Source organism: Pseudoalteromonas sp. XMcav11-Q (assembly GCF_040104525.1).
Classification (GTDB): Bacteria; Pseudomonadota; Gammaproteobacteria; order Enterobacterales; family Alteromonadaceae; genus Pseudoalteromonas.
Genome location: NZ_JBECOX010000001.1, coordinates 739,825 through 751,869 on the forward strand (window position 1 = coordinate 739,825; position 12,045 = coordinate 751,869).

The 12,045-nt window shown below is 43.1% G+C and carries 9 protein-coding genes and 1 rRNA gene; all 10 read left to right on the forward strand.

The window, feature by feature from the left end:
- Positions 1-26: 26 nt before the first annotated feature.
- Positions 27-2,819, forward strand: a complete 2,793-nt coding sequence (locus tag ABMY45_RS03475; protein ID WP_130164624.1) for a monovalent cation/H+ antiporter subunit A — start codon at positions 27-29, stop codon at positions 2,817-2,819.
- On the forward strand, positions 2,819-3,160 hold the full coding sequence (locus tag ABMY45_RS03480; protein ID WP_010370832.1) for a Na+/H+ antiporter subunit C: 342 nt from the start codon (positions 2,819-2,821) through the stop codon (positions 3,158-3,160). Before ABMY45_RS03475 ends, ABMY45_RS03480 begins: the two co-directional genes overlap by 1 nt.
- Complete coding sequence (locus tag ABMY45_RS03485; protein WP_010370834.1) at positions 3,157-4,671, forward strand: monovalent cation/H+ antiporter subunit D; 1,515 nt, start codon at positions 3,157-3,159, stop codon at positions 4,669-4,671. The genes ABMY45_RS03480 and ABMY45_RS03485 overlap by 4 nt, the downstream gene beginning before the upstream one ends.
- Entirely contained in the window at positions 4,672-5,208 is a 537-nt protein-coding gene (locus ABMY45_RS03490; RefSeq protein ID WP_102056363.1) for a Na+/H+ antiporter subunit E, read from the forward strand.
- On the forward strand, positions 5,202-5,471 hold the full coding sequence (locus ABMY45_RS03495) for a K+/H+ antiporter subunit F (RefSeq protein ID WP_010370838.1): 270 nt from the start codon (positions 5,202-5,204) through the stop codon (positions 5,469-5,471). Before ABMY45_RS03490 ends, ABMY45_RS03495 begins: the two co-directional genes overlap by 7 nt.
- Before the next feature lie 9 nt (positions 5,472-5,480).
- Positions 5,481-5,807 carry a Na+/H+ antiporter subunit G gene (locus tag ABMY45_RS03500; RefSeq protein WP_010370840.1) on the forward strand — a complete coding sequence of 109 codons (327 nt, stop codon included), beginning with the start codon at positions 5,481-5,483 and terminating at the stop codon, positions 5,805-5,807.
- A gap of 217 nt (positions 5,808-6,024) precedes the next feature.
- The gene (locus tag ABMY45_RS03505) at positions 6,025-8,139 is read left to right on the forward strand and encodes a methyl-accepting chemotaxis protein (RefSeq protein WP_010607878.1); all 2,115 of its coding nucleotides are present in this window, start codon (positions 6,025-6,027) and stop codon (positions 8,137-8,139) included.
- Positions 8,140-8,242: 103 nt separating this feature from the next.
- Positions 8,243-10,165, forward strand: coding sequence for a DNA topoisomerase III (locus ABMY45_RS03510; protein ID WP_010607879.1), 1,923 nt, complete (start codon positions 8,243-8,245; stop codon positions 10,163-10,165).
- Positions 10,166-10,243: 78 nt separating this feature from the next.
- The gene (locus tag ABMY45_RS03515; protein WP_010607880.1) at positions 10,244-11,101 is read left to right on the forward strand and encodes a tetratricopeptide repeat protein; all 858 of its coding nucleotides are present in this window, start codon (positions 10,244-10,246) and stop codon (positions 11,099-11,101) included.
- Between the two features lie 636 nt (positions 11,102-11,737).
- Positions 11,738-12,045, forward strand: a 16S ribosomal RNA gene (locus ABMY45_RS03520); the annotation flags it as partial.

Genomic DNA, 12,045 nt, shown 5'->3' on the forward strand with positions numbered 1-12,045 from the left:
AACGACGCAAATAAAAGGTTTCATCTATGACTTTATTTTGGATACCCTTGCTATCCTTAATTGGCAGTTTTATCTCTGCATTTACGGGAAAGCTTTCTCGTAATCAGTCGACTGCTATAACCTTAGTAGCGCCAGCAGTGGCAATTTTACTTGCTGTTGATCTCGCTCCTGCCGTTTTCGCAGGAGAGACTATTCGGTACACATTTGAATGGGTTCCGCTTCTAGATATTAACATCGCGTTTAGACTGGATGGTCTTGCGTTGCTGTTCGTTTTCATGATCTTGGGCATCGGTATGCTGGTTATCTTCTATGCCAGATACTACCTGAGCCCCAATGATTCCATGCCTAAACTTTATGCTTACTTAATGCTCTTTATGACCGCCATGCTTGGTATCGTTATGTCTAATAACGTATTACAGCTTTGGTTATTCTGGGAGCTTACCAGTATTAGTTCATTTTTACTTATTAGCTATTGGTGGCATAAGTCAGAGGCCCGCAAAGGGGCGAAAATGGCACTTGCGATCACTGGCGGTGGCGGTTTAGCACTGCTTGCCGGCTTGATGTTGATAGGAGATATTGTAGGTAGTTATAACCTGGATGTGATTTTATCTAGTCGTGAGCTTATTCAATCCCATGCATTATATGAAGTGGCGTTAATCCTTGTGCTACTGGGCGCATTTACCAAGTCCGCGCAATTTCCATTCCATTTCTGGCTACCGCACGCGATGGCTGCACCAACACCTGTAAGTGCGTACTTACACTCTGCGACTATGGTGAAAGCTGGGATATTCTTACTGGCGCGCTTTTATCCTGCGCTGGCGGGTACAGAGCTGTGGTTTATTCTCGTTGGCCTAACTGGCTTAGCGACGCTGCTCGTTGGCGCCTATATCGCGTTATTTAAACATGATCTAAAAGGTCTTTTGGCGTTTTCGACGATCAGTCATTTAGGCCTTATTACTTTATTACTTGGTCTGGATACTGAGCTTGCGACTGTTGCGGCGGTTTTCCATATTATTAACCACGCAACGTTTAAGGCCTCTTTATTCATGGCGACGGGGATCATCGACCATGAAACGGGCACTCGTGATATGCGTAAACTCAACGGTATGTGGCGATTTATGCCCTATACCGCAACGCTTGCGATGGTTGCCGCTTCTGCGATGGCTGGGGTGCCGCTACTTAATGGTTTCTTGTCAAAAGAAATGTTCTTTGCCGAGACGCTACACCAGCAACTTCTGGGCTCTATGTCGTGGTTGATTCCAATTTTGGCGACAATCGCCGGTGCATTCTCTGTTGCGTATTCGGCGCGATTTATTCATGACGTATTCTTCAACGGAGATCCAATTGATTTACCCAAGGAGCCGCATGAAGCGCCACGCTATATGCGTTTTCCAATCGAAATCTTGGTCGCTTTATGTTTGATAGTCGGCATGTTCCCTAACTTTATCGTTGATGGCATGTTAAAGACAGCATCAAGTGCGGTATTAGGGGAGGCTGCGCCAACCTTTGAGGTTGCTATTTGGCATGGCTTTAACTTACCACTGCTCATGAGTGGCCTTGCGGTATGTGGTGGCTTATTAATTTATACTCAGCGCAAATATCTATTCCAATTCCAAGCTTCATTACCGCCGATGAACGCTAAGAAAACGTTTGAACGCACTATGTACAACATAGTGTCTTGGAGTCGCGCGCGTGTAAACGCAATAGAAAATGGTTCGTTACAGCGTTATCTGATGCTGATGTTTATCGTTGTGCTGGTGAGTGCAGGCTGGCCATTGTTTGAAATGTCACAGTTAGTGGGTAATTTAGAGCCGACGCCAATTGACGTACATAACGGTATTGGTGCTGGTTTATTAATGATTGGAGCGATTGGCACGGTTATCTGGCATCGTACTCGTATGGTTGCACTGCTAATGATTTCGGTTGTTGGTCTCATGGTGTCGGTTGCCTTTACGCGCTTCTCAGCACCGGATCTGGCGCTTACTCAGTTAACGGTAGAAGTAGTGACCATTATTCTGTTGATGCTTGCGTTATTCTTCTTACCGCAAAGAACGCCGAAGGAGTCTAGTTCTATTCGCGTACTCCGTGATATGGGTATTGCTTCAGCAATTGGTGTGATCATCGGAAGTATCAGTTACGCCTTGATCACAAGGCCATTGGATAGTATTTCTGAGTTCTTTATTGCAAACGCCAAAGTTGGCGGTGGCGGGACGAATGTCGTTAACGTTATCTTAGTGGATTTCCGTGGTTTTGATACGCTAGGTGAAATTACTGTACTGGGTATTGCGGCACTGGGGATTTATAAGTTACTGATTAATTTACCATTATTCATGCCTGGCAGTGACAGTGAAGGCAGACCTTGGGCGAAAGAAAGATATCCGCTACTGCTGGCAAGTATTTCACAAAGCTTATTGCCTTTGGCATTGCTGGTCTCGGTTTATATTTTCTTGCGCGGCCACAATCTACCGGGTGGTGGATTTATCGCGGGCCTAATCACGGCGATAGCCTTTATTTTACAATACATTGCTCATGGTTCGAATTGGATTGCAGAGCGCTTTGATGTCAATTACCGCAAGATTATTGCAACGGGTATCGCTATTTCTCTAGCAACCGGTGTGGGAAGTTGGTTCTTTGGCAAACCATTCTTAACCTCATGGTTTGATTATTTTGATATCCCATTGGTAGGTAAAACTGAGCTGGCAAGTGCCATCGCATTCGACCTTGGTGTTTATATCACCGTGGTAGGTGCAACGCTGATGATTTTGGCGAGCCTAGGTAAAGTAACGGCAAATGCGCCCAAAGAAGAGGTGAATATTTAATGGAATTGCTTTATGCATCGTGCGTGGGCTTGCTAGTAGCCTGTGGCGTATTTTTGATTCTACGAGCAAGAACATTCCCTGTTGTTCTTGGTTTAACTATGTTGTCTTATGCGGTCAACTTGTTTTTGTTCGCATCGGGTAGATTGACCTTAAACAAAGCTGCAGTGCTTGGTTATAGCAGTGAGTATGCAGATCCACTGCCGCAAGCCTTGGTATTGACGGCAATTGTTATCGGGTTCGCGATGACGGCATTTGTCGTGATCTTAGCTATTCGCGGTCGTTCTGATTTGGGTAATGACCATGTAAATGGCATTGTTCCTGACAAAAAGGGTAAAGCATGATCCAACATTTGACTTCTTTACCTATTTTATTACCTATGTTGGCAGGGGTGATCCTGCTGATGCCACCGTGTGGTAAGAACTTAGCGATTAGGCGTAAAGTTTCAGTACTTATGTCGCTAATTACGTTTGCAGTTTGTGCCTCACTTTTACTACATGTTCAGCAGTCTGGCATTCAGGTTTATGCGATTGGTAACTGGCAAGCACCGTTTGGTATTGTGTTAGTTGCTGATCAACTTTCGACTCTGTTAGTCAGCTTAACCGCTTTGTTGTGTTTTGTGTGTTCGCTGTATAGCTGTGCCGGAGACGACGAACGAGGAAGTTTCTTCCATCCGTTACTGCACTTTTTGGTGATGGGGGTAAATGGCGCCTTCTTAACTGGTGACGCGTTCAACTTATTTGTATTCTTTGAGATTTTGTTGATAGCGTCTTATGCGCTGTTAATGCATGGTGGTGATAAGCACAATACCCGTGCTTCACTGCAATACGTGATCCTAAATCTAGTAGGTTCGTCGGTATTTTTGATTGCATTAGGTATCTTGTACGGTGTGCTTGGTACCCTAAACATGGCGGATATGGCATATAAGATCACCTTCTTACAAGGAGATGATGTTTATCTTGCTAAAATTGGCGGCTTGTTATTATTGGTTGTATTTGCGCTAAAAGGCGCCTTGCTACCGCTTCATCTATGGCTGCCAAACACCTATGCAACCGCGTTACCTGTTGTAGCTGCTTTATTTGCAATCATGACTAAAGTGGGTGTGTATTCTATGATGCGTGTGTATACACTGATTTTTGGCGATCAAGCTGGTGAATTAAGTCATATGGCACAAGAGTGGCTATGGTGGCTCGCTCTGGCGACTATCGTCATGGGTGGGATTGGCGTACTTGCTAGTCAAGATTTGCGTAAGCTGTCTGCAAATTTAGTGGTGGTGTCAGTTGGTACCCTAGTGGCATTAGTCGCCGTACAAACGGTAAATAGCAGCGCTGCAGCCATTTACTATTTAGTGCACTCGACATTAGTGTCTGCTGCTTTGTTCTTACTTGCTGATTTAGTGGGGAAACAAAGGGGTAAAGTTGCTGACAGGATCACCGCGGGTCGCCCAGTAGTTCAACCTATGTTACTTGGCATCATGTTTGCGATTGCGGCAATCACTGTGATTGGTATGCCGCCGTTATCAGGCTTTATTGGCAAAGTATGGATCTTAAAGTCGACCATCGAGTCGAGTCACACGTATTGGTTTTGGGCGGTGTATTTGTTAGTAAGCTTAGCGGTATTAGTAAGTGTCTCAAAAGCTGGTAGCACAGTGTTTTGGCATCATACAGGTAAGGTTGATACACAATCGGCAGAAAAAGCGCACCCAGCCCAAATTATCGCAATTCTTACCTTGATAACTTGTGCGCCGTTAATGGTGATTTTTGCCGGTCCATTGACTGATTACGCATTGTCGGCAGCCGACTCTTTACACGACTTTTCTAGCATGACGAATGCTGTGTTAAAAGGAGCGAAATAGATGCGTTTAGAAGCAAGGTTTAAATGGCTACCAACTCCATTTCGCAGCTTACTGCTATTTACTGTGTGGTTATTGATGAATAATAGTGTGTCAGCTGGGCATATTATTCTCGCGACTATTCTAGCGATTGTGATCCCGCTTATTACCTATCGGTTTAGAACTAAGCAGCCACTGATCATTAAGCCATGGCGTGCGTTTACTCATTTGCTTTTGGTACTTTACGATATCATTACCGCCAACGTTGAGGTTGCGATAAAGATCTTAGGACCAACGAAGAAATTGCGCCCCGGTTTCGTGTTGGTGCCGCTCGATATAGATCAAGCTATGCCAATCACTATTTTAGCCAGCACGGTATCTTTAACTCCTGGCACCGTAAGTGCTGAGGTATACCCTTGGCCTGAGTCTGAAAAAAGCGGCGAAAAACCAGAACGTAAATACTTATTGATCCACGTGTTAGATCTTACGGATGAGCAAGCGTTGATTGATACTATTAAATCTCGTTATGAAGCGCCATTGAAGGAGATTTTTGAATGCTAGAAACTGTAATTCTTATTGTCTTTGCGATGATAGGTGTATCACTTTTGCTAAATCTTTGGCGTTTGGTTGTTGGACCTTCAATTCCAGATAGAATTTTAGCGCTCGATACCATGTACATAAATACCATTGCGCTTATTATTCTTTACGGAATGAGTATGGGAACTGCATTGTACTTTGAAGCCGCATTATTAATAGCAATGCTTGGTTTTGTAAGTACGGTTGCGGTATGTAAGTATTTGCTACGCGGCGACATCATAGAATAGGAGAGCGATATGTCGGAATGGATAATTTCCATTTTATTACTGTTAGGTGGTGCGTTTGTATTGATAGGCTCTATTGGTCTTGTGAAAATGCCTGACTTTTTTATGCGTCTCCACGGTCCTACAAAGGCCACAACGCTTGGAATGGCGTGCTTATTGACCTCGGCAATGGTGTATTTTAGTACAACGACTGATGGTGTGAGTGTAAAGGAAATCTTGATTTCAATATTTTTGCTGCTCACTGCCCCTATTTCTGGATATATGCTGATTAAGTCAGCAATACATCACCGCTTGCCGAGTAATGAAAAGACGACAGGCAAAGACAAGATAAAAAAATAGTGCTTCGGCGCTATTTTTTTTACCCATCACTTTATAATTTATTCCCTAAATAATCCCACTCAAGCATCATAAATTTCAGTACGTTATTAAATTTTTTGCTACAGTTAAAAAAGACTTCATAGTCGCCGATAAAAATAGGGGTCACTCGTTTTATCAAGTTGATGATGAACGTGCAGTGCAATTTGTTTGCATACTAAGTCTAAAAACTGGGAATGTTATGAAACAAGCTTCGATTAAAAACAAACTCTTATTCTTTGTAACAGCATTAGTAACGAGTTTGGTTGTTATATTAGTGACAACAATGTGGTTTCACCTTGCAGCAGAAAATACCAAGCAAAGTGAAGGGGTCCAACAAGCGATTTATGATGAAATATCCCAAGGTCTTATCGCTAAAGGCAATCAATATGGGCAACGTGTGGCTGGCTTTATCAATGAAGCCTATCGTGTTCCTTATACTTTGGCGGGTGTACTATCTCATACCGCCGAGCAGGATCCTCTGAGCCGTGAACAAGTGCAAGAAATTGTCAATGGTGCGCTAAAGCAAAATCGCTTTGTGTCTTCTATGTATGCACAGTTTGAACCGAATGGTTACGATGGCAATGATGCCAGTAATCAAGGTGGTTCGAGTCACTCTGTGCCGGGCGCTGGTACCTTAGAGCTCTACTTTACTCAAGAAGCCAATGGTCCGATGCAACAAAAAGTTGAGTCGGCAGAAGAAAAATATGCCGATGCAATCAATGAGTTTGGCCTACGAGAAGCCGAGTGGTATCTGTGCGCAAAAGATAAAGTGGCGCCGTGTATCATGGAGCCCTATTTATATGAAATTTCTCCGGGCAACAAAATGCTGATGACCTCATTGACCACACCAGTCGTGGTCAATCGTCAATTTAGAGGCCTAGTGGGCGTGGATGTAAATTTGCCGATTTTCCAAACCATGGTCGACGAGCTCTCAAACTCGCTTTACTCAGGAGCCGCTAAGGTAACCTTGTTAAGTGAGTTGGGTCTTGTTGTGGGTTCTAGTCACTACAAGAATTTAGCCCGCCCACTTGCTGAGTCGACAAAGTCAGATAGGGCTGAGGTGTTAAAATCGCTGCACACAGGTTCTGGGATTAAAGAGCTTGGTGAAGACTTAGTCGTAGCGGTACCGATTAAAATTGCGTTACCAAACACCACTTGGTCTCTAGTAATCGAACTACCTAAGGCAATTGCACTTAGTTCTGCTACAACGCTGCAAAGTCAGCTGGAGGAGTCGACAAACTCCGTTGGTCGCTGGATGCTCATTATCGGTATTGTTATTGCTGTTATTGGCATTGCCATTGCGGTGGTATTAGTGAACACAATTATCGGCCCGCTTACGCATATTCAGGAGCGGGTAGAGAACTTAGCTTCTAGCGAAGGCGATTTAACGCATGAACTAGAAGTGAGTCATCATGCTGAGTTGATTGCCTTGGCACATGGCTTTAACCGCTTTACTGACAAACTACGAAAGATGATTGATGACCTCAAAGGTCTTGCTGAATCTTCCTACGAGCAGTCGCATCGAACAACAGAAGCCGCGATAAACATCAAAAACAAAGTCGCTAATCAGCACTTAGAAATAGATAGCGTAGTTACTGCAATTAACGAACTCAGTGCAACTGCTTCAGAGGTGGCTCGGGCATCGGAAAAAGCGGCTGCAAGTACGAATCAGGCCGCAGATCAAGTTCAGCAAAGCGAACAAAGCATCATTAAAACGACCGAAACGGTGCAATCAATGGCGGATCAAGTCATTGATGCAAAACAAGCGGTCGTGAAGGTATCTGAGCGCAGTGATGATATTTCTAAAATACTAGAAGTGATCAGAGCTATTGCAGAGCAAACTAATTTACTGGCCTTAAACGCGGCAATTGAAGCGGCAAGGGCAGGGGAGCAAGGGCGTGGTTTTGCGGTTGTTGCAGATGAAGTTCGAGCTTTGGCGTCAAAAACACAAGCATCGACGGACGACATTAGTAAACTAATAGATAACCTACAGAGTGAAGTCGCGAACTCAGGCCGGATCATTGAGAGTTCTGTGCAGCTAGGTGAAGACGCAGTGAGTTATTGCCAAGAATCGGCTAGGTTAATGAGTACGCTAGTTGCTGAGCTGACAAGCATTTCTAACGAAGTAACACAAATTGCTACGGCTGCGGAAGAGCAAAGTATGGTTACCGAAGAAATTAATACGAATACGACGGGCATTTCAGATGCCGCTGCTGAGCTTTCGAAGTTTGCAGATGAAGTAGAGCAAGCGGCCAGTTCAATGACGCTGATAGTCGAACAAAAACATAAGCAACTTAATTTATTAAGAACGTAAGTTTGTTGGTTTGCAAAGAGACTGGAGACAGTCTCTTTGCAGCTATGGTGTTTTTCGTCAAAATTCACTATGATAACTGTATCTATATACAGTTAAGCTAATCATGAAACTCTATATCGCAGAAAAACCCTCTTTAGGCCGAGCAATCGCCGATGTCTTACCAAAACCACATAAAAAACAAGATGGTTATATAGAAGTCGCGAATGGTGATGTGGTTTCTTGGTGTATAGGTCACCTGTTGGAACAAGCAGAACCTGAAGACTACGACGTCAAATACAAAAAATGGCAGTTTCATGATCTACCAATCGTGCCGACTCAATGGCAGTTCAAAGCAAAGCCAAAAACAAAAAAGCAGCTTAGCACTTTAAAAAAGTTACTCACAAAAGCCGATGAAATCTACCATGCTGGAGATCCTGATCGAGAAGGGCAATTGCTCGTGGACGAAGTATTTCAATTTGTAAACTTGCCTGAACGGAAAAGAGCAACGATCCGACGCTTGTTGATCAGTGATTTAAACCCACAAGCTGTGAAAAAGGCATTGGCTTCGACACGTTCTAATCAAGAATTTGTTCCTTTAAGTGTATCTGCACTTGCAAGAGCTAGAGCGGATTGGCTATTTGGGATGAATTTAACCAGAGCATTTACGTTGGCCGGGCAAAAAGCGGGAGTGAATACTGTTTTGTCGGTTGGCAGAGTGCAAACTCCGGTACTTGGTTTGGTTGTTAGAAGAGATCTAGAAATAGAGAACTTTGTATCTAAACCATTTTATGAGGTGATTGCACACATCAATAAACCAAATTGGGGTGTTTTTGAAGCTAAGTGGGTACCAAGTGAAGCATGTAAGCCCTATATGGACGAAGATGGGCGTGTTCTGGTTAAGGCCTTAGCCGAAAACGTTGCGGATCGGATCAGTCAAAAGCAAGCAACAATAAATAAGGTTGAAACAAAACCAAAAAAGATAAACCCGCCGTTACCCTATAACCTTTCTTCTTTGCAGATTGACGCAAATAAGCGCTACGGTTTATCGGCTCAGCAAGTGTTGGATATTTGTCAGGCACTTTATGAGAAACATAAATTGATCACTTACCCTAGATCAGATAACCGTTATCTACCACAAGAACATTTTGTTGAAAGAGAGCAAGTCATTGCGGCTGCCGAGCACAATCAGGGAATAGAAAGTAAGTTTATTAAGTTAGCTGACATGAATCTAAAAGGAGCGTGTTGGAATGATAAAAAGGTAGAAGCGCATCACGCTATCATTCCAACCACTAAAAAGCTCCGCAGTGCTCAGCTTGGGCATAGAGAGTTACAGGTCTATCAACTCATCTCTGTACAGTATCTTGCGCAATTCTTTCACCCCTACCGCTACAACGAAACTAAAGTGGAGTTGGAGATTAGTGGTGGTCAATTCAAAGCACAAGCGAAGCAAATAACAGATCAAGGATTCAAGATACTGTTTAAAGGTCATGAGGTCGAGAAAGAAAGCCTATTGCCGGAGTTACAGGTGGGAGAGCAACTTTTATGCGAGAAAGGTGAAGTTAAAGAAAAACAAACTCAGCCGCCAAAGCATTACACTGAAGCTACCTTATTAGGTGCGATGACAGGTATTGCACGGTTTGTTTCCGATCAATCTATCAAAAAGGTATTGAAAGACACTGATGGGCTTGGCACTGAGGCGACGCGGGCCGGAATTATTGAGCTTTTGTTTAGACGGCAGTTTCTTAGACGAGAAGGTAAGACGATATATTCTACGGCGCTGGGAAAAGCATTTATTCAAACCCTACCTGAGTCACTTTCATTACCAGATAGAACAGCGCTCTGGGAGTCATTGCTCGGAAAGATCGCCAATAAGGAAACGTCGTATAATCAATTTATGCAACCGCTTTGTGATGAGTTAGGTGGATTTATTGACAGCGCTCAGTCTATCAATACGAATGCACTGAAAGGTGTTCCTGTACCTGCATTTAAAAAACGTGGGGCAAGAAAGGGGAAATTTACCCGAAAGAGAAAGCCAAGCTCTGCATAATTGTTTTCTTGGCTTGGTTGTAAATTCAGATAGTGTCACTATATCAACCATATTAATTACTCAGACAGAAAATAGAATATGAGCAATAAAATCCAACTAACCCCTGAAAACATTCAGCAAGTAATAACCGATCCAAATCCAGAGAAAGTGTTATTGCTGACCTTTTATAGCAATCAAAATCCTGAATGTGTTCAGCAAGACCAAATATTGGAGAGGATAGCGGCAGCTTATAGTGAGCATATAACCGTAGGCGTTATTGATTGTGATGTCCAACAAGCGCTGGCATCTCAACTCGCTCAGCAAATTGGTTTACAAGCTTTGCCAACGATTGTGATTTTAAAAGGTGGTGCGCCAGTAGATATGCTGGCAGGGGCAAAAACAGAAGAAGAAATTAAAGAAGCTTTGTCTGAGCATTTACCATCACCTGAAGTTATTTTACTTGATCAAGCGAAGCAGTTCCTCGCAAGCGGTGACCTAAATAATGCCTTTGGTTATGCGAAGAAGGCATACGACATTGACAGTAGTAACACTCGGGTTAAGTTGGTGTTTGCGGATATCTGCATGCAAATTCAAAAATTTGATGAAGCTCAAGCGTTATTAGATTCTATAAATGAAGAACAGCGAGACCCGTATTACCACAATTTAGTCGCTAAATTGGCGCAAGCTGCGGCTGCACAAGATTCACCAGAGGTAAAGCGTCTAGAGCAAGCGGTGGAAGCTGAACCTGATTCATTAGACTTACGTTGTCAGTTAGCTCAAGCTCAGTTAGATGTGGGTAAAAAAGAAGAAGCATTGGCAAGCCTACTTATGGTGCTTAAGAAAGATATGAACTACGGTGAAGCCAAAAAGGGATTTTTAGATATTATCGCTTCGCTTCCTGATGGCGATAGTGTTGCTTCAGCATATCGACGAAAGCTATATAGTCTTCTTTACTAAAAGAATAGATAGTTGAATACCAAGATACAGGTGAAAATTTCTTCAACTGTATCTTGCATCCTCCCAAATTTGATCAATACTTATGATCCCTTCGCGAAAACTGGTGACAGTTTTATGAAGAAAATATTTCATTAATGTGGTTTTTAAGTGGTTTTGTGTATTTTCTGTTCGAACAAACCTTTTTTATAAGTTTTAATGAAAAAAGGGGTTGCACTAAAATCGGATTTCCCTATAATGCGCATCCACCGACACGGGGAGTAGCGCTGAAAAGCAACAGGCTAACGAGTTGGGAGTCAAGTGAAACTTAGGTTTTGAGGATTCGAAAAGAAACTTAAATCGATAATCGAAGTGATTAAGTGTTGACAAAAAATTGGGAATGCTTAGAATGCACATCCCTCGAAACAACGAAATGTTTCGAAACGTTCTTTAAAAATATGAAGCAATCATCTGTGTGGGCACTCGTACAGATTGAGTTCTAACAGCAGATTCTAGTTCGCTAGATGACGCAAACAAATTTAGAGTCTCAATTGTAACTGAGTGACTATATAGTCAATTCGTTTTGATTTTACTTTTTTGAAAAGTAGAAACAAACAATCAGAATTCAATGAGCACGAAGCTTAGGCTTCAAAAAACTTTTAATTGAAGAGTTTGATCATGGCTCAGATTGAACGCTGGCGGCAGGCCTAACACATGCAAGTCGAGCGGTAACATTTCTAGCTTGCTAGAAGATGACGAGCGGCGGACGGGTGAGTAATGCTTGGGAACATGCCTTGAGGTGGGGGACAACCATTGGAAACGATGGCTAATACCGCATAATGTCTACGGACCAAAGGGGGCTTCGGCTCTCGCCTTTAGATTGGCCCAAGTGGGATTAGCTAGTTGGTGAGGTAAAGGCTCACCAAGGCGACGATCCCTAGCTGGTTTGAGAGGATGATCAGCCACAC

Excerpts from the sequence above, each read along its gene's own strand:
- ABMY45_RS03475 (WP_130164624.1), top strand. The coding sequence starts at position 27 with ATGACTTTATTTTGGATACCCTTGCTATCCTTAATTGGCAGTTTTATC.
- ABMY45_RS03480 (WP_010370832.1), top strand. The coding sequence starts at position 2,819 with ATGGAATTGCTTTATGCATCGTGCGTGGGCTTGCTAGTAGCCTGTGGC.
- ABMY45_RS03485 (WP_010370834.1), top strand. The coding sequence starts at position 3,157 with ATGATCCAACATTTGACTTCTTTACCTATTTTATTACCTATGTTGGCA.
- ABMY45_RS03490 (WP_102056363.1), top strand. The coding sequence starts at position 4,672 with ATGCGTTTAGAAGCAAGGTTTAAATGGCTACCAACTCCATTTCGCAGC.
- ABMY45_RS03495 (WP_010370838.1), top strand. The coding sequence starts at position 5,202 with ATGCTAGAAACTGTAATTCTTATTGTCTTTGCGATGATAGGTGTATCA.
- ABMY45_RS03500 (WP_010370840.1), top strand. The coding sequence starts at position 5,481 with ATGTCGGAATGGATAATTTCCATTTTATTACTGTTAGGTGGTGCGTTT.
- ABMY45_RS03505 (WP_010607878.1), top strand. The coding sequence starts at position 6,025 with ATGAAACAAGCTTCGATTAAAAACAAACTCTTATTCTTTGTAACAGCA.
- ABMY45_RS03510 (WP_010607879.1), top strand. The coding sequence starts at position 8,243 with ATGAAACTCTATATCGCAGAAAAACCCTCTTTAGGCCGAGCAATCGCC.
- ABMY45_RS03515 (WP_010607880.1), top strand. The coding sequence starts at position 10,244 with ATGAGCAATAAAATCCAACTAACCCCTGAAAACATTCAGCAAGTAATA.